We start from the raw sequence: 20,567 nt of genomic DNA, 5'->3' as shown, positions 1-20,567 counted from the left end.
CGGGAATTGATCGATCAAGTCAGGTCTACCAGGCTCGGTTCTTGTCTGCCGGAACTGTTCGACTTATTTGATCGATCAAATGAACGCTATCCCACCGCCGCCGTGTCCGTCAAGAACGCTGAGCGCCGAGAAGCAGTCACTTGACGCTGGGCAGGATGATCCAGAAGCAGCTTCCCTGGCCGGGTTCCGATTTGACCCCCACCTGGCCGTTCATGCGCTTGACGCTCTGGCTGACGATGGCGAGGCCAATGCCAGTGCCCGGATACTCACTGGGCAGGTGCAGGCGGGTAAACACCCCGAAGATGCGCTCGTGGTGGCCTGCCTCGACGCCGATGCCTTGGTCCTGCACGCTGATGCGCACCATTGAGTCGTGGTGAGTTGCCGTGACCGAAACCCGGGGTACCTGACCGGGAATGGAGAACTTGAGGGCGTTGCCGATCAGGTTGAGCAGCACCTGACGCAGCAGCGTGGTGTTTCCCACCACCGGCGGCAGGTTGGGTGCGACCTCCACCAGGGCGTTCGTGCGTGTGATCTCACCGTGCAGTTCGCGCAGCACCTCGCAAACCACGGGACTCAGCTCCAGGGCGTGCAGTTCCACTTCGGCGCGCGTCAGCTGGCTGTAGGCCAGCAGGTCCCGGATCAGGTCGTCCATGCGCTCCACGGCCGCCAGCACCCGCTGCAAATCGGCGCGCGAGGACGCCTGCAGCTCGGGCACGCGGGATACGGCAGAGGTGAAGCCGTGAATGGTCCGCAGTGGCGTGCGCAGATCGTGTGCCACCGTGTATGCGAAGGACTCCAGCGTCTCGTTGGCGGACTGAAGCTGCGCGGTGCGTTCCTGCACGCGCAGCTCCAGATCGCGGGTCAGCTGCTCGACTTCCTTGATGCGCGATTCCAGCGAAGCGGCCATCAGGTTGAAGCTGCCCGCCAGTCCCTGAAACTCCAGCGGAGCACGCGTCAACTGGGCGCGGGTGTGCAGGTCACCTCGCGCCAGCTGCCGTGAGGCGCGGCGCAGCGTGTCGAGTGGCTGCAGAATCCGACGTGATCCCCAGCGCAGCGTGAGGGTGAACACCGTGAGGCTGAGCAGCAGTCCTGCCAGCAGGTACAGCCGCAGGCTGGCGTTGGCGCCCTGATACACCACCCGGGTGTCGATACCGGCCGTGGCGTACAGCAGGGATTCGCCCTGCCGGATCAGGGGAGTGAACGAATACAGGCGCAGGGTGCCGTCAAGTCCGCGCAGTTCGGCGGTGTCCGTGCGCCCCATCAACACTCCACGGGTTACTTCGGCTTCCGGGTAGCGCCGCCCCACGTAGGCTTGCGGCTCGGGAAAGCGCGCCAGTATGGTGCCGCTGCGGTCGAAAAGCGTGAGGGCCGTGCCGGGAGGCAGCTGCGGGACCTGCGAAAGTCGGTTCAGCAGCGACAGGTCGAGCGAGGCGAACACCACCGCAGGCGCCGCGACGTGTTGCTGCGCAAACTGACGTGCCGGTACGGGCAGGGCCAGGGTAAGGGCAGGGCGTGATGACACCACGCTGACCTCGTAGTTTCCTACGCTGAACTGCCCCCGGGCGCGGGCCTGACGAAACCAGGGACGTGCGGTCACGCGCTGAACTTCGCCCAAGGGTTGCGACGCGCAGACCACCCGGCCCTCACGGGTGGCGACCCCGAAAGTGTACCCGGCCTGAAAACGGCGGGCGAGGGCGCGCAGCTGCTCGCTGCAGGTGGGAAGCGTCGGCGTCTGGACTTCGGGCAGGATTGCCAGTACGTTCAACGCCTGCTCCAGGCCGAAGAGGTCGGTTTCGAGGTCGCGCAGGGACAGCCGGGTCAGCAGCCGGGTTTCGCGCCTGGCCTGCTCCAGGGCGAGATTTCGGTTGCGCAGGCCTTCAACCACCAGCAGCGAGAGGACCCCGAGCAGCACCAGCAGCAGCAAGACCAGCAACTGCGCACGCAGGCTTTTTTGGGACAGCAGATGGCGCATGGACTCGTCGTTCCTCAGGAGGAGCGCCCCGCGCCGTTTTTGGGTGTGACCGTGTTGTTGAGCATGGTCCAGAACGCGGCCAGCGTCCGCATGGCCTCGACGGTTCCGTCGAAACTGACCGGCTTGACGACGTAAGCGTTGCTTCCCCGTTCGTAGCTGGCGTCGATGTCCTGCTGCTCGGCCGAGGTGGTGAGCATCACCACCGGAATGCGGCGCAGCGAGGCGTCGGCGCGAATGATGCTCAGCACCTCCAGACCGTTCATGCGCGGCATGTTCAGGTCGAGCAGCACCACGCTGGGATCATTGTCCGGGCGATTGGCGTGCCGTCCGCTGCGGCGCAGAAACTCCAGGGCTTCCTCGCCGTCGCGGGCAATGCAGACATCGGCTTTCAGGCTCGACAGCTCGATGGCGGCCAGCGCGAGCATCAGGTCTGCCTCGTTGTCATCGACGAGCAGCACGAGGGGCGTGGTCATGTCACGCGGGCCGCCCGGGCGTGCTGGCCACGCGCGACCAGAAGGTGCCAATCAATTCCACGGTTGTTTCGAATTCCTCGTGCCGGAGGGGCTTGCGCACAAAAAAGTTCGCGCCGCGCTCGGCTGCCGCTGCCTGATCGCCCGGCTGATCGCTGACGGTCAGGACCACCACGGGCACCACACGAAGGGCCTCGTCGGACTTGAGCTCTGCCAGAATCTCCAGACCGGGCAGGTCAGGCAGGCCCAGGTCGAGAATGATAAGGGCCGGGTCCTGAGGCGCGCGTTCCTGATAAGGCCCCCGGCAGCGCAGGAAATCGAGGGCCTCGCGCCCCCGCTGAAACGCCACGACCTCGAAGCGGCCCTGCTGCACGAAAGCACGACGGGTGAGTTCGATGGCGTTTTCGTCATCTTCGATCAGCAGCACGTAGGGCGACATGATTTCCTTTCTGCCGGGGCCGGCCGAGGGACTGTAGCCACACCCTAGCGCCCGTTGCCGAGGTGAAAATGAAGCGGGCCAGAAGGGACATTGAGCGCACTTTGGCGTCCAGCGGCCCCTCGCCCCTCACTTTTGCATGGCCCGCCTGTCAGCGCAGCAGGGACGCTCCGCCGTCGACGTACAGTTCCACGCCCGAGACATGCCGGCTGAGGTCGCAGGCCAGAAACAAGCAGGTGTCGGCCACGTCGGCTGGATCGCCCTCGCCCTCGTGCAGGGCGGGACTGCCCTGGGGCAGTTCGACTTCGATGCCGATGTCCTCGGTGTGGCGCTGCTGGGTGCGCTGTCCGATGTTGGTGTGAATGAGGCCCGGGCAGATGGCGTTGCAGCGGATGTTGTCACGGCCCAGCTCCAGCGCGATCATTTTCATGAAGGCGACCTGTCCGGCCTTGGTGGTGCTGTACGCACTCGCGCCCGGCGTCGAGAAGGTACGGTTGCCGTTGACGCTGCTGGTGATGATAATGCTGCCCCCACCGGCGCGCCGAAGGTGCGGGACCGTGAAGTGCACGGTCAGGTAAGTGCCGGTCAGGTTGATGGCGAGGGTGGTGTTCCACTCGTCGGGCTGCAGTTCGTCGATGGGTGCCCAGACGCCGTTGACGCCCGCGTTGGCGAAGACGATGTCCAGGCGCCCGAAGGCCTGAACGCCCGCCTCGACAGCCTGACGCACCGAGTCGGGCGAGGACACGTCACAATGCACGAACAATGCCTCGCCACCCGCCTGAGTGATTTCCTGCTGAGCGCGCTGGCCTTCTTCGTCTTGCATGTCGGCCAGGATGACGCGCGCGCCTTCCTGCGCCAGGCGTTTGGCGCTGGCCAGCCCGATGCCGCTCGCAGCGCCCGTAATAAACGCGACCTTGTCGGTGAGCATATTCATGTGAACCTCGCGGAGAAAGCCGGAATTGCCTGATTGGCAAATGCCGGGGAACGAAGAACCTGTGATACACGACGGGCGCGTGAGACACGCGCCCGTCCTGGCGGTGCTGCTCAGCGGGTCTGCTGTGACGGCCCGTCTTCGTTCGCCGTCTCAGGCGCCGGGAGAGTGGGCGCACCGTTCTGGGCGCCCTCCGAGTGGTCCTGCCCCGTGTCTCCCTGCCGGATGCGCTGCGCTGCCGTCTGCAGCGCCGCCAGGGGCGTTTCGCCGTTCTTCACGCTCTTGACGCCTTCTTGCACGGCTTCCTGCAGGGCGCTGCCTCCACGGCTGAGGGTCTCCATGGCCGTCGGGCTGAGGCGTTGTCCGTACTGCATGACCTGCTCGCGTGCCTGCGGTGTGCGCCACAGGTAATACCCGGCGGCGCCCATCAGCAGCAGACCCAGCGGAAAGCCGCCACGGTCCGCGCGGCGCTCCAACACACGCACCTGCTCGGACAGGTCACCCAGGTGAGCGCGCTGCTGCTGCAGGCGTTCTTCTACGTTCACCTGCGGCGTCACACGCACGAGTAGGTCCATGACGCCCTCCTGCACGGCGGCGCGGCGCTCGGGAATCAGGAGTTGCCCCAGCAGCACCGTGCCCAGTCCGGCCAGCGTCATCCGGCCGGTGCGGCGGGTCACCAGCTGCCGCCGGGCGCGCCGGGTTTCCTTCCCGTAGAGGTCCTTGATGACGCTGTTGGTCACCTGATCCACTTGGGAAGGCATGGCAGGAGAAGAATCCTGTTCCTGTTGCGGGGAATTGTTTACCGTGCGTTGCTGTTCGTCCACGTTGGTCACCTCGTTACCGTTGGGCGGGCCTTCCGGATGTCCTCCCGTCAGAGGACGTGAGGGTCACGGAGCGTTCACCTGCCCGGCTCCTTACAAGTGTGGGTCGGCCTACAAGGAGCCGTGCGAGGAAGTGGTGAAGAATCCTTTACGCGGGCCAGAAAGCACCTTACGAACGCCCCACCCCGGTCAGGTCTTGAGGTCATCCGGCGTGCCAGGCGTCAGGAAGTCCACGACGCCCGGCAGAACCCGCACCTGGGCCGGCAAGGCGGCGTCGATCACCTCGCCGTCGTACTGCAGCGGAAGCTGCTGGTCGGCTTCCAGCGTGGCCTCCGTGCACTCGTAGGTTTCGAGGTTGCCCTCGAACATCGGATCACCCAGGTTGAGGCGGCTGCGAATGCTGTCGATCAGGTTGGGCAGCAGGCTGAGGGCCGTGCGCCCTTTCATCACGATGACGGTGAGGCGCCCGTCGGAAGGATCGACTCCTGACGCGACCGGCAGCCGGAAGTTGGCCATGCCGAAATTGGCGAACATCACCGACATGCCCTGGGTCTCGATGATGCGACCGTCGAGGTTGAGGCGGAAATTGACCTGGGTGGGCGCGATCTCCTTGAGGGCGCTGACCAGGTAAGCCGCGACACCCAGCTTGGGTTTGAGCTCCTCGCTTTCCTGAATCATCTTGGCGTCGGCGCCCGCGCCCGCAATCAGGGTAAAGCCCCACTTGACGTCTCCGGCGCGCAGTTCGGCCAGGTCGGTACGGATCGTGTGCCTGTTTTCGAGAATCTCAACCAGGGCTGCCGGGTCGGTGGGTAAATTGAGGTTCTGCGCAATCAGGTTGGCCGTTCCCGCCGGAAAGGCCAGAATGGGCACGTCCATACCGCGCGCTTCGTAAGCGATGGAGCTGACCGTTCCGTCACCGCCCGCAGCGATCAGCGCGCCGAACTCGCGGGCGTCACGCACGTGCTCGGGATTGCGCTCCGGGTCGTCGAGCAGCCGCTCGACGACCTCGTACTGATGATCGCGGAGCAGGGCCTTGAATTCCTCGACTTTGGAGTTGCCCTGCCCGGACTTGGGATTTTCCAGCAACAACACGCGGCGAGAGCGTTCGGAAGTCGTCATTCCTGAGGTTATGCCACCGCCAGCGTTACGGAGCAAGGCTCGCTGCTCCTTGAGCGAGCCTTGAGCTTGGGAAAACGGGTGTTCTGCTAGGTGCTGTCCTGGCGAAAACGCTGTTCAGCGCGCCTGATGTTCTTCGCTGGCCACCCGGATGCAGGTGGCCACCACGGTCATGGCCTCGCGCACTTCGTTCAGCGGCGGGCGGGTGGGGGCCAGACGAATGTTGGCATTGTTGGGGTCACGCCCACCCGGATACGTCGCGCCGGCCGGGGTCAGGCTCACGCCCGCCGCCTCGGCGAGCTTCACCACGCGATCGGCCACCGGCAGCGCGGTGTTCAGACTGATGAAGTACCCGCCCTTCGGCAATTTCCATGAAGCCAGGCCGAGGCTGCCCAGTTCGCGCTGCAAGACCTCATCCACTGCCGCGAACTTCGGGGCGATCAATCGGGCGTGCTCGCGCATCAGGCCTTTCAGTCCGCCCGGGTACGCTTCCAGAAACTTCACGTGACGGTACTGCTCGAGCTTGTTGGGCCCAATGCTCAGCGCGTTCAGCCAGCTGCCCAGGGCCTGCACGTTGGCGGTGCTGCTCGCCAGAAAGCCCAGGCCCGCGCCCGCGAAGGTGATCTTGCTGGTCGAAGCGAACACGAAAGCGCGGTCCGGATTTCCGGCTTCCTCGCACAGCGCTACGAAGTTGACCGCTTCGTCCCGGTCGTGCTCGTGCAGGTGGTGCACCCGGTAGGCGTCGTCGGCAAAGATGGTGAAGTCCGGCGCGGCACTCTGCAGGCGTGCCAGGCGCGCGGCTTTCTCCGGCGAAATGCTTTCGCCGCCCGGATTGGAGTAAGTCGGCACGAACAGCATGCCCTTCACGCTGGGGTCCTGGGCGAGCTTCTCGATGGCGTCCACGTCGGGACCGTCTTCTTGCATGTTTACGCCCAGCACCTCGAAGCCCAGCGTCTGAAGCAGCAGGAAGTGCCGGTCGTAGCCGGGCAGCGTCACGATGATCTTGGGCCGCCCGGTGATCCAGGGACCCGAACTGCCCCGCACGCCCCGCAGCAGCGCCCAGGTCAGCACGTGGCCTTGCAGCTCCAGGCTGGCGTTGTTCCAGACAATGACCTGTTCACTCCTCACGCCCAGCAGGGCGCCGAAGAGCGCGCGCGCTTCGGGAATGCCGGTCACGCCGCCCGGGTAATTGCGCAGATCCAGCGTGCCGGCCATGTAGTCCCGCTCGGTCAGAACGCTCAGGAGGCCGTTGGACAGGTCGAAGTCCGCGTCGCTGGGCTGGCCGCGTTGCATGTTCAGCTTCAGGCCCTTGGCCTTGAAGGCTTCGTACTGTTCTTTCGCGCTGCTCACCCCTGCACACTACCCTTCGCGGCGGCCGTTGTGAAACGCGCGGTCAGACAAGGCCGCTGCCAACGATAATGCACGGACCCCCACCCCTGCCCTGATACAATCCGGAGAGCGTGCCTTGGCGTCAGGGTTCACTTATTTTGCGTTTGCTCGCGCTGCTCGCGCTGAGCGAATTTGTGCGTACCGGTTTTTTCGTGGTCTACCTGCCCCTCAAGGGCGGCGAGGTCGGTCTGAGCGTCGCTGCTGTCGGCCTGATTCTCAGCGTGCACTACCTGGCCGACGGCGTCGCCAAAGGTCCGGCTGGGGCGCTGGCCGACCGTCGGGGCATGGGGCGGCTGGCAGTGGCGGGCGCCGCGCTCGGGACGCTCGCCCTGCTGGTGCTGCCCAACGTACCTTCTCTGGCGCTCAGCCTGCTGGTGTCGCTGGCCTGGGGACTTACGCTCACCAGCCTGTGGCCCAGCGTGATGGCGGCCATCAGTCACTACGCCAAGCCCGGCAAGCAGAGCCGCGCGCTCAGCTTCGCGTCGGTGGCCACCGCGCCCGCCATCGGCCTGGGCTTTCTGGGGGTGGGCCTGCTGATGCAGCGCGCTTCGGGGGTGGGCTATCCGTTGCTGCTGGGCGCGCAGATCGCGGCGCTGCTGCTGGCCCTCAGCGTCGTGAAGCTGAAACTGCCGCGCCCACGTGAATCGGTGCGCGCCTACCGCTGGAAGCGCGTGGCCGTGCTCATTCCGGCGGCTTTTGCGCAGACGCTGGCGCCCGGTCTGCTGGTGCCGATCTTCTTTCCGTACCTGCGTGAACTGGGGCTCGACGTCACCGCCCTGCTGTTGCCCGGTCTGCTGGCGGTGAGCGTCGGGCTGGCCCTGCTGCCCTTCACGTCCCGGCTGGCCGACCGGCGTCACCCACGCTGGGCCCTGCTGCCCGGTCTCGCCTTGCTCGCGCTCACCTTCGCGCTGCTGGGCTCGCCGGGCGTGAGCGGCAAACTGTGGGTGGTGGCGCCCATCGCGGGTCTGGCTTACTCGCTGTTTCTGACCGGCTGGAACGGTCTGGTGGCCCGCACGCTGCCCAAAGAGCACCGCACGGCCGCCTGGGGTACCATCATGGCCGTCGAGGCGCTGGGGTACGCGGTCGGCCCTGCCCTGGGCGGCATGATGTGGCTGCGTTACGGCGCCACCGGACCCTTCTGGCTGGGCGCGCTGGTGTTCGCGCTGGTGCAGGTGTACTACTGGCTGCCCTGGCGTGGGCGCGCTTCCCGGCAGGACAGCGCCTCGTCCGAGGCCGCACCGGAAGCCGCGCGTTCGTTGTCGTCCATCAAGTGAACCCCGACTGGCGTGCCTCGTGTCCCTGCCGCTTGCATGAACGTCCATTTAGGTCCTGCTGTGCATCCCCACGCGGCCTCGCGGAAGGCTGAAAAGCATGACCCATCCTGACGAGCGCCCAGCGGAGCAGCACGATCCCGCCGACACCTCACCTGCCGACGGCGGCAACGACCGCAACATCTCGCCGAACGAGCGGGGACAGTCACCGCACATCGACCCGGCCGACAAGGACCAGCCCGCCGAGGGCGGTCGCAGCGAGGGTGCGGCGGCGGGTTCATGACCGACGACCCCAGACGGGATGAACAGCCCGACGAGCAGACTCCCACGCCCGAACTCGCAGACCTGCCAGTTGATCGGGACCATCCGATCTACCATCCGCCGGCCCGCGCGGAAGCGACCGACCGGCTGGACGCGGCAGTGGACGGCACCAGCGTCGCGCACTACGGCACCAACGATCCGGAAAAATTCGAGGAGTCGGGCGAGCAGCCTTGACGTTGCCTGAATCTGGCCGGTCGAGATCGCTCGACCGGCCAGTTGTGTTGCGCCTGCCCTGCAGGGCGCGGCAGGCAGGACTCAGCGGCGCTTGACGCTTCATCCACACTGTGACCCAGATCAGTTTGAGGGCTCCGGTGCGTTCGTACGGTGCGAATCAAAGCGGGACCGGTCGGCTCAGCCCGGCCGCAGGGAGGAAGACAGTGGACAGCGACCTCGGAGATACCATCATCGCGCTGGAAGGCGGACTGGTGAACAACAACCTGCAAGACGCCCTGCGGGACGTGGAAGGATGGCGCGCGCGGCTCGAGAACGCCGGTTTCCCGCACGCGGCCGAGTTGCGCCAGGACCTGTCCGAACTCGCCCTGCGCCTGTCGCGTGGTGACGTGCACGACATCGGCGAGCTGCTCGCGCGCCTTGGCCAGTGGACGCACGCGACCGTGAACCACGCTCCGGCGCAGTACCGGGAAGATCTGCAGCGCCTGGGTGACGTGCTGCACCTGGCCGCTACCCAGGCCATCTGAACGAGGCTAAGATGAAACGCGCTGCCGGCAGCGAATGAACTTCGGCAGGCCGGGCAGACAGACCAGGACCCGGATCAGGAGAGCGACATGCCACACCGTGCTGAAAAGCAACTCGACGACACCATCGCCGCCCTGCAAAGCGACGTCACCGCCCTGGACGCGCCGAGCGCCATCGACATGCTGGAAACCTGGCAGTCCATTCTCGTCAAGGCGGATTTCGAAGGAGCCGAGGACATCGGCAGCCTGCTCGTGCAGCTGCAGTCACAACTGGAACTGGAAGAACCCGAAGGCAGCACGGTGGCCGAACTGCTCTCGGAGCTGGCCCGGCTGACCCAGAGCGTCGCCGACGAAGCCGATGACGAGACGGCCGGCAAGGTTCAGCTGCTCTCGGACGCCCTGAGCGAGGCCAGCGAAAGTCTGGAGTAGCGGCCGGAAATCCCCCGGGAGTTCGAACTCCCGGGGGAGGTGTTGGGAAAGGTGTCCGGCGCCGGGTCCTTAACGGTGGCGGTGGGGCGCGAAGCGCAGGTCGCGCGGACCGACGCCCCGCTGGAACTTCACGCCGTCTGCGCGCCCGCCACGCACGGCGCCCGCACGGCGATCCTGCACGCCCAGGCCGGGCGCCAGCCGGGGGTACCTGGTGGCCTGCTCACGTGCGGTGGTGCGCAGCCTGGTGGCCTGCTCCTCCAGCGCCCGCCGGTCGTTCAGAACGGCGGCTTCGGCGTCGGCGCGCGCTGCCGTGGGGGTTTTGCCGCCTCGCAGGGCTTCCATGTAGGCGCGCAGTTCGCGCGTCTGCAGTTCGCGTGCCCGGGTGAGGTAGGCTTCGCGCTCGCGCTGCCACGCCTCGAAGGTCGCGCGGTCCTGGGCGCTCAGGCCACTGAGCAGCTCAAGCTGCCGGGCTTCACGTTGCAGGTTGCGCAGTTCCTCGGTGGCAGTCGGGGAGGCGGGCGTCGCGGGTGGGGTGGCCTGCTGGGCCTGCGCCGCGCCGAAAGTCAGAACCGAAAGGGTCATCAGGAGAGAGAGGTGTCTGGTCATACACCTCTTGGAGGCGCGCTGCCGTCCTGAAGTCCCCTTGCCTCAAAGTCCCTTGCCTCAAAGTCTCCTGAGGTTCAGAGCGCCGGAATAAAATCCTCGACTTCTCGGATGAAATCGTGGTAGGTCAGCTCCAGACGCACCGGGCCGACGCTGACAAAGCCGTCCTGCACGGCGCCGTAGTCGCTGTCGCCGGCGTATTCTGCGCGCGGGGTGCCGGCCACCCAGTAATAGTCACGGCCTTCGGGGTCCTGACGGTGAACGAGTTCGTCTTCGTAGCGGTGGTCGGAGAGTGTCGTGACGCGCACGCCTTTGGGCTGACCCACCGGAAAGTTCACGTTGAGCAGCGTGCGTGGAGGCAAGCCGCGCGCCAGCACTTCTGCGGTGAGCTTGGCGGCGTACGCTGCGCCGTACGAGAAATCGAATTCTCCACTGGCGACACTCAGCTGCGAGAAAGCAATGGCGGGTACCCCGAACGCCAGTCCTTCGATGGCGGCGGCGACCGTGCCGGAATGGGTCAGGTCGTTGCCCAGGTTGGCGCCCAGGTTGATGCCCGACACCAGGATGTCCGGTCGCCCGACCAGGTGCACGCCCATCACCACGCAATCGGCGGGCGTACCGTCCACCCGGTACGCCGGGATGTCACCGAAGCCCGCCGAGGCCGTGTGCTTGAAGCGCAGCGGACGACGAATGGTGATGCCGTGACCCACTGCCGACTGTTCGACGTCTGGAGCGACGACGGTCACGTCGCCCAGGTCCCGCAGGGCCAGCGCGAGGGCCTTGATGCCCGGCGAAAAGATACCGTCGTCGTTGGCGACGAGAATGCGTTTGCGCTCAGAGGAAGTCACGCAGGCGATTCTACCGCCCAGGCTGCGCCTGTGCGCGTTGAGCGCTGGGCGGTCGGTGGGACGCCCAGCGCTCTCAGCTGCGCGCCGCGAGGGCCGCGCCGATCACACCGGCGTCCGTGCCCAGCAGCGCCTTGCGAATCTGCACCTGCGCGAAACCCGAGACGTACTCGTCGGCGTAGCGCTGCACGCTTTCGAGCAAGTACGGCCCCACCTCGGAGACACCGCCGCCCAGCACGAACATTTCGGGATCGAGGAATTTCTGCACGTCAGCGATTGCCATGCCGATGTAGCGCAGCGCTCCCTGCACGATCTTTTCGGCTTTGGTGTCCCCGAGTTGCGCCAGATCGAACACCTCTGCCGTCGTCATGGGAGTGCCGAAGGCGAACGTGGCGTCGCGAGCCATGGCCGTTCCGCTCGCCACGGCTTCCAGTGCGCCCGCCACGTTGCTGCCCGCCACCGGGCCGCCTGGCAGCGCCACGATGTGACCGATCTCGCCGGCCACGCCGTTGAAACCGCGCCAGACTTTGCCGTTCAGTACGATCCCGCTGCCGATGCCCGTCGAGATGGTGATGTACACGCTGCTCGACGCCTCGCGCGCCGCTCCCAGGGTGTCCTCGGCCAGCGCGGCGGCTTTGGCGTCGTTTTCCAGCACGACCTTCTGACCGAGCTTCTCGCTCAGGTAGGCGACCAGCGGCACGTTCTGAAAGCCGTAGATGTTGGGCGCGAACTTCACTTCGGTGTTGTCGTGATTGAGGGGACCGGGCACGCCGATCCCCACGGCGGCCTCATCGGGAAACTCGGCGCGCAGTTCCTCGACGACACGGGCGATGGCGTCCAGCACGCTGTGCCAGCCTTCACGCGGGGTAGGCACCGAGCGTTTGGTCAGCAGGGTTTCGCCGCGCAGCACGCCGTAAGCGATTTTGGTGCCGCCGACGTCGACGCCGAGGGTGGTGATGGGATGGATCGGATGAGTCATGATTCTCCTTTGCATAAGGTACGAAAAATTCCATGCGGCGTTGGCAGTTCACCTGGGGCACCGCGGGACAGCGGCACCAGAATCAGGCCGTGGGTCTGATCAGCCTTTTTCGCGCGGTGACCGCCGGGTGCCAGGGGAATTAGCCGTCGCCTTCCAATAATTGCAGGGCGCGCGCTTCGAGCACTTTTGGTACGTATAGCCCCACCGAACCCTGGTAGCCGCCGGTTTCGATCTCGATGACCGGCGAGTAGATCACCCACTGAAAAGGTGTACGCAGCACGCTCACGACGCCGTCCTCGGCCAGCAGGCGACGAAAGGACTCGGCGACGATGCGTGGAAACTCACCCACGAACACCCAGCGGTCACCTTGCAGTGTCACCTCGTGTGGACTGGTGTCCGGCGTACTCACAGCGTGCCCGTTTCCAGCCCGGTCATGGCCAGCCGCTCCAGCAGCGCCGCGCGCACGTGGCCTTCCAGCGGCTGGGGTCGCCGGGCGGCGCGGTCGACGTTGACCTGCACACTGCGGGCCTCGGCGGCCAGTACCCCGTTGGCCAGCACCCGGTAGGCACACTCGAAGGAAGTGCGTCCGACCCGGGTGACCAGCAGCTGCACGGTCACGTGTTGCCCCAGCGTGACCTCGTGGCGGTAATCGACCTCCAGGCGCGCGATGACGAGGTGAAAGTCCACGCCGCGCCGCGCCAGGTCATTCAGAAAGCCGATGCGCGCCGTTTCGAGGTACTGGGCGTAAGCGACGTTGTTGACGTGCCCAAGCGAGTCCACGTCGCCAAAGCGCATCTGGATGTCGGTTGCGTGCGCGTGACTCCAGTTCATGCGCCCCAGTGTAGCGTTCAAGGCCACTTTTTCAGGAGCACGCCGAGTGGCGTGAATTGAGGCCACGAACGGCCAGGATTCTTTCGCTACACTGACCGTCGTGAGGCGTATTCCGCTGCTCATGGTCATCACCAGCGTGCTCGCCGGCCTGGGCATCATTCAGATGGCTTTTCTGATCGGTCAGGGGGCGTACCGTGCCGTCAACTGGCAGGGCGAAGCCGGGCGAATCCGCCTGGAGAACGCCCAATTGAGGCAGGACATCGCCGTGCTGGAGTCGGTGCGTGACCGGGCGGCCATGCCGGAATACCTGGCCGAACTGGCGCGCTGTCAGGGATTTGTAGGCGCGCGCGAGCAGGTGGTGGTCGACGAACAGGCCAGCGTGACCGACGACGGCAATTGCGAGCACGTGGCCTTGCCCTGAGCGGACCTGACTGGGTGGACCTGACTGGGTGGACCTGCCCCGGACCTTCCCTCAGCGTTTGGCGAACACCTGGGTCCAGTAGGTTCGCAGCTCGCTGTTCGGTCGGGCGCCGTAGCTGAGTCCGATCTCCTGAAATTCCCCCATGATGTTCTTGCAGTGTCCTGGGCTTTTCAGCCAGCCGGTCACCACTTCCTGCGGTGTCGTCTGACCTCCCGCGATGTTTTCGGCCACGCCCGTCCAGGCATAACCGGCCGCGCGGGCGCGTTCTCCGGCCGAGCTGCCGTCGATGGGGTTGACGTGTGCGAAGTAGCCGTGCAGCGCCATGGCGTTCGTCTGCGCGCGCGCTGCGGCGTCGAGTTGCGCGTTGCGCGCGAGCGGAGGCTTGCCGGCCGCGCCGAAACGCAGCAGCGTGCAGTCCCAGCCGCGGGCGCGGGCGTCGTTGGTGAGGCGCAGCACCTCGGCGTCGAACGCGACGCTGGCGGAAACGCTGCCCACCACAAAGCGCACTTCCTTGCTGACAGGGCCGGCGCGTCCCTGCAGGTCGACGCGCACCACGTGCGCTCCTTCCCGCAAGGTCACCGTCGCCGTCTGCAGCGGAGCGCCGTTCAGCGTCCAGCGCGGCGAGAAGGGTGCGTAGATGCGGCTGCCCTCGGCGCTGAACGAGACGGCGTTTTCGCCGTGCAGCACCGTGATGCGCGCGCTTTCCGGACCACCGTCGCGCACCTGCACGTTCAGCACGCCGTTCATGGTGCGTCCGCCATCACGGACCTGCACGTTCACCTGGTAGGTGCCGGGCAGGTAAAAGGTATGCAGGGGGGCGACGCCGGTCGCGCGCTGTCCGTCCCCGAAATCCCACTCCACCTGTGCACTGCCCGGGACGCGGGCGTCAAAGGTGACGGCCAGCGGGGCCAGCCCGTCCTGCGCTGAGCGGTACGTCACGCCGTACGTCGCACCCTGCGAATGTCCGACGGTGAGGATCAGCCCGCATGACAGGGCGAGCGTCAGGAGGAGGCGGGTCATGCGGCTTAGTTTAATCGGACCTTAAGCTGCGCGGGCATGAAATTTTACGCGTGTCCGGCTCAGGCACCGCTTCCGGCTCAGGCAGCGCGTCCGGCTCAAGCACTGCGGCGTGCTACAGTGGCCCTGACGGCGTCAGGGAAAGTCCGGTGAAACTCCGGCACTGTCGCGCAACGGTTACGCCCCCTGGGGCAGAAAGTCCGAATGCCTGCCCGTCGCGCCTCGACGGCGTGTTGCCTGACCTCTCGCGGAAAGAGGGACGCCCCATTCCTGGTCTGCGTTCACGCTCCGCCGTTCTGGACGGAGCGTGCTTTTGTCGTGCTTTTGTGATGGGCGTTCGTGGAGATGATTTTGACCGACCCAACCCTGCTCACTTGCCGGTACCCCACGTGAAGGCCGCACCGGCCGCAGCGGCGCGGTCAGGTGAACGCCCGGCCGCGTTCACCTTCAAGCTGCTGGCGCTGTTTGCCGCGCTGGGCCTGACCATTCTGCTGGCAGTCGGTCTTGGCAGCATTCCCATCACGCCGGCCGAGACCCTCACGGCCCTCTGGAAAGGCGTCAGCGGACAGGAACTGGCCGGGAGTGACGTGATCGTCTGGCAGCTGCGCCTGCCCCGCGTGGTGCTGGGGTTGCTGGTGGGTGCCAGCCTCGCGGTGTGCGGTGGCGCTTTTCAGGGCCTGTTTCGCAATCCCTTGGCCGATCCTTACCTGATGGGCGTGGCGAGTGGCGCTTACCTCGGCGTGACGGTCGCCATCGTGCTGGGACTGTCAGGCGCGCTGATGCCGCTGTCGGCGATGGGTGCCGCCCTGCTGAGCGTACTGGTGACGCTGGTGCTGGCCAGACAGGGCAACACGTTTCCCACCACCCGCCTGATTCTCTCGGGCGTGGTGGTGGGCAGCGTGCTGACTGCGGTCAGTACGTACCTGCTGCTCAGCGGTCAGGACCGCATCCGGCAGGTGTTCACCAGCACCCTGGGCAACCTCGCTTACGGCGGCTGGGCGGAAATCCGCACGGTCGCCCTGTACGAATTCTTCGCCCTGGGCGTGCTGCTGCTGCTTTCGCGTGCCCTCAACACCCTCTCGCTGGGCGACGCGACCGCCCGCAGCCTCGGCGTGCCCGTCGAGCGCCTGCGCCTGCTGGCGATCGTGGCGGCCAGCGTCGCCACCGCCGTGGCCGTGAGTTACGCGGGCATCATCGGTTTTGTCGGGCTGATCACCCCGCACGTCGTGCGCCGTCTGTGGGGCAGCGACCACCGGGTGCTGCTGCCCGTCAGCGCCCTGGCCGGAGGCACCCTACTGGTGCTCGCCGACCTGCTCGCCCGCACGCTCACCAGGCCAGCAGAACTGCCCGTCGGTATTGTCACCACCCTGCTGGGCGGCCCGTTCTTTCTGTACCTGCTGCGGAGAACCCGGTGACGGGCGCGCCGACGCTGGAAGCGCGCGAGCTGCACGTGCAGCTCGGCACCACCGCCGTGCTGCGTGGAGCCAGTGTGCGTTTCCGGGCCGGGCAGCTCAGTGTCGTCGTCGGACCGAACGGGGCGGGGAAAAGCACCCTGCTGCGCGCCCTGCTGGGCCTGGAGACGGCGCAACAGGGCGAGGTGCGGCTGATGGACCGTCCGCTGAAGGTCTGGCGCCGCGCCGACAAAGCCCGCACGCTCGCGTATCTGGCGCAGGGTGAAGGATTGCCCGAAGAAGCCTGCGCCCGGGACATCGTGACCCTCGGGCGAGGCGCGGGCGGCTGGCTGTGGGGCCTGCTGCCCTTGCAAGGCGAGAGTGATGCCGACCGCCGCGCCGTCGAGGAGGCCATGCGCAGAACTGACACCCTCAAGTTCGCCGAGCGGCGGGTCTCGGAACTTTCGGGAGGAGAGCGTCAACGTGTCGCCCTGGCGCGGGCACTGGCCAGCGAACCGAAATTCCTGCTGCTCGACGAACCCACCAATCACCTCGACCTGAAGTACCAGCTCGAACTGCTGCGTTATCTGCGCTGCGAGGTGGCAGGGGGCCTCGGCGCCGTGCTGGTGGTTCATGACCTGAACCTCGCCGCCCGCGCCGACCATGTCGTGCTGATGCACGGCGGGGAGGTCCTCGCGCAGGGCGCGCCCCACGAGGTCCTCAGCGCGACCGCCATCGAGCGCGCTTATGGTGTGCGGGTACACATCGAACACGTTCGGAGCCGTATGCTGATCGTTCCCGTCGAATGACGGCGCTTTGTCAATCCTATGCCCGCTAAATACTTCAAAACCAACGGACACCTGCTCGCCTGCGGCGGCTCCAGCTGCCAGCAACGCGGCGCCGACCTGCTGTACCTGGCCCTGCAACGCGCGCTCGACAACCAGAAGCTGCTGTACTACAAGACCGGCGGCAGCGTGCGCCTCACCCGCAGCGGCTGTCTGGGCGCCTGCAGCTATGGGCCCACCCTGGCCTGCTACCGTGAACGCGCCGGGCAGCTGGAGCAGGCCTGGTACGAAGCCGTGGATTTTCCGCTGGCCCTGCGCGTGGCGCAGGCCGTGCACGAGGAAGCGGAGTTACCCCAGGAGCGCCGCTATGGACCTGCCGACAGCTGAGCGGGTCACCGAATCCGCCGAGGGCCAGGCAGGCAGCGCGCCGGGTGCGGTCTGCTCCTGCGGCCCGTGCCGGAGCGTGCATGAGATGCTGACCCCCGCGCGTCAGGCCGAGGGACTGGCGGAGCTGGCCGGGCGGGACCCGGTGTTACGCGCCCTGCTGGCCCAATTCGGAGCGCCGCCCCTGTGGAGCCGTCCACCAGGATTTGCCGCCCTGGTGCTGATCATCCTGGAGCAACAGGTTTCGCTGGCTTCCGCGCGCGCCGCGTTCACCCGACTGCAGGCAAGGGTCGGAGAGGTGACGCCCGAAGTGATTCTGGCGAGTGCGGACAACTTGCGCGGGGCGGGCCTGACCCGGCAGAAGAGCGCGTATCTGCTCGCCCTTGCCGAGGCGGTGGTCAATGGCCGGGTAGACCTGGACGGGCTCGAAAGGCAGGATGACGCGGGCGTGCGCGAGGCGCTGAGCGGCATCAAAGGAGTCGGACCGTGGACGGTGGACGTCTACCTGCTGCTCGCCCTGCTGCGTCCCGACATCCTGCCGGTGGGAGATCTGGCGCTGGTGTCGTCCGTGCGGCGTGTTTACGGACTGGCAGAGCGGCCGACGCGAGCACAGCTGCTCGTCATGGGACAGTCCTGGCGACCGTGGCGTTCTGTGGCGACGCGCCTGCTCTGGCACGCTTACCTGCAAGAGAGGGGCCGGTCATTTCAGGGTTGAGTCGTCCCTTGTCAGGACCCGCTCGGTGGCGTGACAACACCGCCGGGCGGCGACGAACGCCAGACCGCGCCAACGCTCTTATGAGCGGAGGATCGGCGTGGCCGGGGAGATGGGGCGCTCGTCGCGGTGACTGCCCCGCCGGGCGTGGCTGAGAGGCGAGGCCGCTTTGTCCACCCGGACGAGCGTCATCAATCGGTCGGTCAGACCGGGCAGCAGGTCGTACAGCGCCATCAGGCCGAAAATGGGCCGAAACGGCAAGATCACCGGCCGGTAGACTTCCACGGCGTCCAGTACGGCCCGCGCGACCTGGGTCGGTTCCTGCACGGGGATGTTCATGTGGGCGCCCTGCCCGCCTCGGTGTACATTGGCGACCTTGTCGAAAATCGGGGTGCGCACCGTGACCGGCAGCACGGCGCTTACCCTCACACCGGTTTGTTCGACGTGCATCAATTCCTGGCGCAGCGACTGCGTCATGAGCTCCACGAAGGCCTTTGTTCCGGCGTACACGCCCGTGAAGGGAAAGCCGATGCGGCCCTCCACCGAGGAAGTATTGATGATGTGCCCAAAGCCCTGGCGGCGCATGACCGGCACGGCAGCCTGAACGCCATACAGCACGCCCATGATGTTGAGGTCGATCAAGTCACGCATGTGGCGCTCTTCGCTGTGCTCGACCGTGTCGATGAACCAGGCGCCGGCATGGTTGAACATCACGTCCAGCCGTCCGAAGTGCTGCACGGTCTGATCGACGAGGTGCTGCACCTGCGCCCGGTCACGCACGTCAGTGGGCACGGCCAGTGCTTCGGCGCCCAGTGCCCGCACTTCGCCCGCCACCCGTTCCAGGTCCGAGGCGTGACGCGCGGCGAGCACCAGGCGGGCGCCGCGCCGCGCGCCTTCCAGCGCCACGGCCCGGCCGATGCCGCTCGACGCGCCCGTGATCACCATGACCTTCCCGGTGAGGGCTTGTCGTAAACGCGTCTTTCGCAGGGTGTGGGCCACCAGCAACGCGACGGGCAGCACGGTCCATCCAAGCGCCCGGAAGTGTCGTGGTGCCCGAAAGTGCAGGCCGCAGTGCGCCTCGCTCATTTCTGCAGGCTAGGCATCACGGTTCGGGAGTATTGAAGAGCGGCGTGAAGACCGATTGAGGTCCCGTTTTTGCGGCGCGCGAGGGTGCGCGGTCAACTGGCCCGGAGGAGCACGAAGGCCGCGCCAAGCAGTGTCGTGAGGGCCAGGGTGGTCAGGGTGCCGAGCCTGAAGCGCAAGAGCGCAATCGCCGCGATGACGGTCAGGACCAGTGAGGCCACGCTGAGGGTGCTCCACTCCGGCGTGTACAGCCGCAGGGGCCCGGCACGCACTTCGCCCACCCGCGCGAACAGGGTATTCAGCGCGAACCACACGCTCAGGTTGAGAATCACCCCCACCACCGCGGCCGTGATGGCCGTCAGCGCTCCGGAGAGGGCCTTGTTGCCGCGCAGCTGCTCGATGTAGGGAGCGCCCAGGAAGATCCACAGGAAGCACGGCGCGAAGGTGGCCCAGGTAACCACGACCGACGCGAGTACACCGGCGGCGAGCGGGCTGAGCGCTCCCGGATCACGAAAGGCGCCCAGAAAGCCCACGTACTGCACCACCTGAATGAGCGGACCAGGCGTGGTTTCGGCCAGGCCCAGGCCGTTGAGCATCTCGCCGGGCCGGAGCCAGCCGTAGCCCTGCACAGCCTGCTGCGCGACGTAGGCCAGCACGGCGTAGGCGCCCCCAAAGGTCACCACGGCCATCTGGCTGAAGAACTTGGACATCTGCCAGTAGACGCTCGAAAAGCCCAGCAGGTTGCCCAGCAGCAGCAGGGGGCCAAACCAGGCGGCGAGACCGACCGCGCCGACCCGCACGGCGTGCGCCCAGGTGGGCTGCACGCGCGGCACAGTGCGTTCGTTGATGACCGCCTCGTCTTCCCCCACCACCGCGCCGGAGTGCGAGGGGCCGTGTCCACCGCTCGCCTGAAACACCTCTGGCCGGGCGCGGCTGCCGAAATACCCGAACACACCCGCGCCCAGCACGACGAGCGGAAAGGGAACGTTGAAAAAGAAGATCGCGCTGAAGGCCAGGGCGGCAATGGCGATCAGCAGGGGATGCCTCAGCGTACGCCTGCCGATGCGGATCACCGCGTCGAGCACGATCACCAGCACCGCGGCCTTCAGGCCGAAGAACAGCGCCTGCACGAGCGTCGTCTGCTGGTAGAGGGCGTAGATGACGCTGAGCGCCAGAATGGCAAAAAAGCCCGGCAGGATAAACAAGGTCCCGGCGACGATGCCTCCGCGGGTGCCGTGCAGCAGCCAGCCGATGTAAATGGTCAGCTGCTGCGCTTCCGGACCCGGCAGCAGCATGCAGTAATTCAGGGCGTGTAAAAAGCGCTCCTCGCTGATCCAGCGCTTCTCCTCGACCAGGATGCGGTGCATCAGGGCGATCTGCCCGGCGGGGCCGCCAAAGCTTTGCACGGCAATTCTGGCCCACACGCCGACCGCCTCACCGAAGGGGACATGCCGGGGCGCGGGAGGAGCGAGGTGGGCGGGCTCGTTTCGGGTGGACATGGGCAACTCCGTGAAGTTCGTGGACAGGAGGGCAGCAGGGCGATGGGAAACGTCCCTGGCCGTGGCGCCTGTTCATGGTACGGGATGCGGGGTGGCGCCGGGTTCACGGTGGGGTAACCGAACGGGGATAACCGGTACGGGTGGGATGGTCCGCGCGACCCGGCCC

General features: G+C 66.6%; 25 protein-coding genes and 1 riboswitch. Of the genes, 10 read left to right on the top strand and 15 right to left on the bottom strand.

What is annotated here, in order from left to right; translation table 11 throughout:
- Nucleotides 1-136 precede the first annotated feature (136 nt).
- The 7 genes from DEIPE_RS22055 to DEIPE_RS06525 all read right to left on the bottom strand — a co-directional run bounded on the left by DEIPE_RS22055 (nucleotide 137) and on the right by DEIPE_RS06525 (nucleotide 7,096).
- Nucleotides 137-1,972: a sensor histidine kinase gene (locus tag DEIPE_RS22055; protein ID WP_015235198.1), complete on the bottom strand. Its 1,836-nt coding sequence runs from the start codon at nucleotides 1,970-1,972 to the stop codon at nucleotides 137-139.
- 14 nt (nucleotides 1,973-1,986) lie between these two features.
- Nucleotides 1,987-2,445: a response regulator gene (locus DEIPE_RS06550; RefSeq protein WP_015235197.1), complete on the bottom strand. Its 459-nt coding sequence runs from the start codon at nucleotides 2,443-2,445 to the stop codon at nucleotides 1,987-1,989.
- 1 nt (nucleotide 2,446) lies between these two features.
- The gene (locus DEIPE_RS06545) at nucleotides 2,447-2,881 is read right to left on the bottom strand and encodes a response regulator (protein ID WP_015235196.1); all 435 of its coding nucleotides are present in this window, start codon (nucleotides 2,879-2,881) and stop codon (nucleotides 2,447-2,449) included.
- A 148-nt stretch (nucleotides 2,882-3,029) separates the two neighbouring features.
- Nucleotides 3,030-3,812, bottom strand: a complete 783-nt coding sequence (locus tag DEIPE_RS06540) for an SDR family oxidoreductase (RefSeq protein ID WP_015235195.1) — start codon at nucleotides 3,810-3,812, stop codon at nucleotides 3,030-3,032.
- Nucleotides 3,813-3,922: 110 nt separating this feature from the next.
- Nucleotides 3,923-4,570 carry a hypothetical protein gene (locus tag DEIPE_RS06535; RefSeq protein WP_157448786.1) on the bottom strand — a complete coding sequence of 216 codons (648 nt, stop codon included), beginning with the start codon at nucleotides 4,568-4,570 and terminating at the stop codon, nucleotides 3,923-3,925.
- 249 nt (nucleotides 4,571-4,819) lie between these two features.
- Entirely contained in the window at nucleotides 4,820-5,749 is a 930-nt protein-coding gene (locus DEIPE_RS06530; protein WP_041230731.1) for a diacylglycerol/lipid kinase family protein, read from the bottom strand.
- Nucleotides 5,750-5,863: 114 nt separating this feature from the next.
- A complete protein-coding gene (locus DEIPE_RS06525; RefSeq protein WP_015235192.1) occupies nucleotides 5,864-7,096 on the bottom strand; it encodes an aspartate aminotransferase type Ic in 1,233 nt (410 codons plus the stop codon).
- Nucleotides 7,097-7,206: 110 nt separating this feature from the next.
- Between DEIPE_RS06525 and DEIPE_RS06520 the strand changes: the two genes are divergently transcribed.
- From DEIPE_RS06520 to DEIPE_RS06500, 5 genes are all read left to right on the top strand, one after another.
- Nucleotides 7,207-8,409, top strand: coding sequence for an MFS transporter (locus tag DEIPE_RS06520; RefSeq protein ID WP_015235191.1), 1,203 nt, complete (start codon nucleotides 7,207-7,209; stop codon nucleotides 8,407-8,409).
- Nucleotides 8,410-8,506: 97 nt separating this feature from the next.
- Nucleotides 8,507-8,689, top strand: a complete 183-nt coding sequence (locus DEIPE_RS06515; RefSeq protein WP_015235190.1) for a hypothetical protein — start codon at nucleotides 8,507-8,509, stop codon at nucleotides 8,687-8,689.
- Entirely contained in the window at nucleotides 8,686-8,901 is a 216-nt protein-coding gene (locus DEIPE_RS06510) for a hypothetical protein (RefSeq protein WP_015235189.1), read from the top strand. Before DEIPE_RS06515 ends, DEIPE_RS06510 begins: the two co-directional genes overlap by 4 nt.
- 203 nt (nucleotides 8,902-9,104) lie before the next feature.
- Entirely contained in the window at nucleotides 9,105-9,425 is a 321-nt protein-coding gene (locus DEIPE_RS06505) for a hypothetical protein (RefSeq protein WP_015235188.1), read from the top strand.
- Between the two features lie 87 nt (nucleotides 9,426-9,512).
- Nucleotides 9,513-9,851 (top strand): hypothetical protein, encoded by a 339-nt coding sequence (locus DEIPE_RS06500; RefSeq protein ID WP_015235187.1) that lies wholly within the window; start codon nucleotides 9,513-9,515, stop codon nucleotides 9,849-9,851.
- Nucleotides 9,852-9,920: 69 nt separating this feature from the next.
- Here DEIPE_RS06500 and DEIPE_RS06495 read toward each other — a convergent pair whose 3' ends face one another.
- The 5 genes from DEIPE_RS06495 to DEIPE_RS06475 all read right to left on the bottom strand — a co-directional run bounded on the left by DEIPE_RS06495 (nucleotide 9,921) and on the right by DEIPE_RS06475 (nucleotide 13,109).
- Complete coding sequence (locus DEIPE_RS06495) at nucleotides 9,921-10,457, bottom strand: hypothetical protein (RefSeq protein WP_015235186.1); 537 nt, start codon at nucleotides 10,455-10,457, stop codon at nucleotides 9,921-9,923.
- Between the two features lie 74 nt (nucleotides 10,458-10,531).
- Nucleotides 10,532-11,302 carry a 5'/3'-nucleotidase SurE gene (surE, locus tag DEIPE_RS06490; protein WP_015235185.1) on the bottom strand — a complete coding sequence of 257 codons (771 nt, stop codon included), beginning with the start codon at nucleotides 11,300-11,302 and terminating at the stop codon, nucleotides 10,532-10,534.
- A gap of 73 nt (nucleotides 11,303-11,375) precedes the next feature.
- On the bottom strand, nucleotides 11,376-12,278 hold the full coding sequence (locus tag DEIPE_RS06485) for an ROK family protein (protein WP_015235184.1): 903 nt from the start codon (nucleotides 12,276-12,278) through the stop codon (nucleotides 11,376-11,378).
- A gap of 139 nt (nucleotides 12,279-12,417) precedes the next feature.
- Nucleotides 12,418-12,687, bottom strand: a complete 270-nt coding sequence (locus DEIPE_RS06480) for a hypothetical protein (RefSeq protein ID WP_015235183.1) — start codon at nucleotides 12,685-12,687, stop codon at nucleotides 12,418-12,420.
- Complete coding sequence (locus tag DEIPE_RS06475; RefSeq protein WP_015235182.1) at nucleotides 12,684-13,109, bottom strand: acyl-CoA thioesterase; 426 nt, start codon at nucleotides 13,107-13,109, stop codon at nucleotides 12,684-12,686. Before DEIPE_RS06475 ends, DEIPE_RS06480 begins: the two co-directional genes overlap by 4 nt.
- A 100-nt stretch (nucleotides 13,110-13,209) precedes the next feature.
- Between DEIPE_RS06475 and DEIPE_RS06470 the strand changes: the two genes are divergently transcribed.
- Nucleotides 13,210-13,530, top strand: a complete 321-nt coding sequence (locus tag DEIPE_RS06470) for a hypothetical protein (protein WP_015235181.1) — start codon at nucleotides 13,210-13,212, stop codon at nucleotides 13,528-13,530.
- A 51-nt stretch (nucleotides 13,531-13,581) separates the two neighbouring features.
- Here DEIPE_RS06470 and DEIPE_RS06465 read toward each other — a convergent pair whose 3' ends face one another.
- The gene (locus tag DEIPE_RS06465; protein WP_015235180.1) at nucleotides 13,582-14,550 is read right to left on the bottom strand and encodes a CAP domain-containing protein; all 969 of its coding nucleotides are present in this window, start codon (nucleotides 14,548-14,550) and stop codon (nucleotides 13,582-13,584) included.
- Nucleotides 14,551-14,674: 124 nt separating this feature from the next.
- A riboswitch (adenosylcobalamin-variant (AdoCbl-variant) riboswitch) is annotated at nucleotides 14,675-14,765 on the top strand.
- A gap of 111 nt (nucleotides 14,766-14,876) precedes the next feature.
- On the opposite strand from DEIPE_RS06465, the gene DEIPE_RS06460 reads away from it, so the two are divergent.
- The 4 genes from DEIPE_RS06460 to DEIPE_RS06445 are packed head-to-tail and all read left to right on the top strand — an operon-like array spanning nucleotide 14,877 to nucleotide 17,822.
- Entirely contained in the window at nucleotides 14,877-15,962 is a 1,086-nt protein-coding gene (locus tag DEIPE_RS06460) for a FecCD family ABC transporter permease (RefSeq protein ID WP_015235179.1), read from the top strand.
- Nucleotides 15,959-16,747, top strand: coding sequence for an ABC transporter ATP-binding protein (locus DEIPE_RS06455; RefSeq protein WP_015235178.1), 789 nt, complete (start codon nucleotides 15,959-15,961; stop codon nucleotides 16,745-16,747). The genes DEIPE_RS06460 and DEIPE_RS06455 overlap by 4 nt, the downstream gene beginning before the upstream one ends.
- An 18-nt stretch (nucleotides 16,748-16,765) precedes the next feature.
- Nucleotides 16,766-17,110, top strand: a complete 345-nt coding sequence (locus DEIPE_RS06450; protein WP_015235177.1) for a (2Fe-2S) ferredoxin domain-containing protein — start codon at nucleotides 16,766-16,768, stop codon at nucleotides 17,108-17,110.
- Nucleotides 17,091-17,822 (top strand): DNA-3-methyladenine glycosylase family protein, encoded by a 732-nt coding sequence (locus tag DEIPE_RS06445; protein ID WP_015235176.1) that lies wholly within the window; start codon nucleotides 17,091-17,093, stop codon nucleotides 17,820-17,822. Before DEIPE_RS06450 ends, DEIPE_RS06445 begins: the two co-directional genes overlap by 20 nt.
- 78 nt (nucleotides 17,823-17,900) lie before the next feature.
- On the opposite strand, the gene DEIPE_RS06440 is transcribed toward DEIPE_RS06445, so the two are convergent.
- A complete protein-coding gene (locus tag DEIPE_RS06440; protein WP_157448785.1) occupies nucleotides 17,901-18,905 on the bottom strand; it encodes an SDR family NAD(P)-dependent oxidoreductase in 1,005 nt (334 codons plus the stop codon).
- A gap of 92 nt (nucleotides 18,906-18,997) precedes the next feature.
- Nucleotides 18,998-20,401, bottom strand: a complete 1,404-nt coding sequence (gene chrA / locus DEIPE_RS06435) for a chromate efflux transporter (RefSeq protein ID WP_015235174.1) — start codon at nucleotides 20,399-20,401, stop codon at nucleotides 18,998-19,000.
- Between the last annotated feature and the right edge of the window lie 166 nt (nucleotides 20,402-20,567).

Origin of the sequence: Deinococcus peraridilitoris DSM 19664 (genome assembly GCF_000317835.1) — a bacterium.
Lineage (GTDB): Bacteria > Deinococcota > Deinococci > Deinococcales > Deinococcaceae > Deinococcus_A > Deinococcus_A peraridilitoris.
The sequence above is the reverse complement of the archived record's forward strand: the minus strand, read 5'-3'. Positions and strand labels throughout refer to the sequence as shown.

Excerpts from the sequence above, each read along its gene's own strand:
- DEIPE_RS06475 (WP_015235182.1), bottom strand. The coding sequence starts at position 13,109 with ATGAACTGGAGTCACGCGCACGCAACCGACATCCAGATGCGCTTTGGC.
- DEIPE_RS06515 (WP_015235190.1), top strand. The coding sequence starts at position 8,507 with ATGACCCATCCTGACGAGCGCCCAGCGGAGCAGCACGATCCCGCCGAC.
- DEIPE_RS06440 (WP_157448785.1), bottom strand. The coding sequence starts at position 18,905 with ATGAGCGAGGCGCACTGCGGCCTGCACTTTCGGGCACCACGACACTTC.
- DEIPE_RS06445 (WP_015235176.1), top strand. The coding sequence starts at position 17,091 with ATGGACCTGCCGACAGCTGAGCGGGTCACCGAATCCGCCGAGGGCCAG.
- DEIPE_RS06545 (WP_015235196.1), bottom strand. The coding sequence starts at position 2,881 with ATGTCGCCCTACGTGCTGCTGATCGAAGATGACGAAAACGCCATCGAA.
- DEIPE_RS06460 (WP_015235179.1), top strand. The coding sequence starts at position 14,877 with ATGGGCGTTCGTGGAGATGATTTTGACCGACCCAACCCTGCTCACTTG.
- chrA (WP_015235174.1), bottom strand. The coding sequence starts at position 20,401 with ATGTCCACCCGAAACGAGCCCGCCCACCTCGCTCCTCCCGCGCCCCGG.
- DEIPE_RS06495 (WP_015235186.1), bottom strand. The coding sequence starts at position 10,457 with ATGACCAGACACCTCTCTCTCCTGATGACCCTTTCGGTTCTGACTTTC.
- DEIPE_RS06550 (WP_015235197.1), bottom strand. The coding sequence starts at position 2,445 with ATGACCACGCCCCTCGTGCTGCTCGTCGATGACAACGAGGCAGACCTG.
- DEIPE_RS06540 (WP_015235195.1), bottom strand. The coding sequence starts at position 3,812 with ATGAATATGCTCACCGACAAGGTCGCGTTTATTACGGGCGCTGCGAGC.
- DEIPE_RS06485 (WP_015235184.1), bottom strand. The coding sequence starts at position 12,278 with ATGACTCATCCGATCCATCCCATCACCACCCTCGGCGTCGACGTCGGC.
- DEIPE_RS06450 (WP_015235177.1), top strand. The coding sequence starts at position 16,766 with ATGCCCGCTAAATACTTCAAAACCAACGGACACCTGCTCGCCTGCGGC.
- DEIPE_RS06535 (WP_157448786.1), bottom strand. The coding sequence starts at position 4,570 with ATGCCTTCCCAAGTGGATCAGGTGACCAACAGCGTCATCAAGGACCTC.
- DEIPE_RS06500 (WP_015235187.1), top strand. The coding sequence starts at position 9,513 with ATGCCACACCGTGCTGAAAAGCAACTCGACGACACCATCGCCGCCCTG.
- DEIPE_RS22055 (WP_015235198.1), bottom strand. The coding sequence starts at position 1,972 with ATGCGCCATCTGCTGTCCCAAAAAAGCCTGCGTGCGCAGTTGCTGGTC.
- DEIPE_RS06530 (WP_041230731.1), bottom strand. The coding sequence starts at position 5,749 with ATGACGACTTCCGAACGCTCTCGCCGCGTGTTGTTGCTGGAAAATCCC.
- DEIPE_RS06465 (WP_015235180.1), bottom strand. The coding sequence starts at position 14,550 with ATGACCCGCCTCCTCCTGACGCTCGCCCTGTCATGCGGGCTGATCCTC.
- DEIPE_RS06510 (WP_015235189.1), top strand. The coding sequence starts at position 8,686 with ATGACCGACGACCCCAGACGGGATGAACAGCCCGACGAGCAGACTCCC.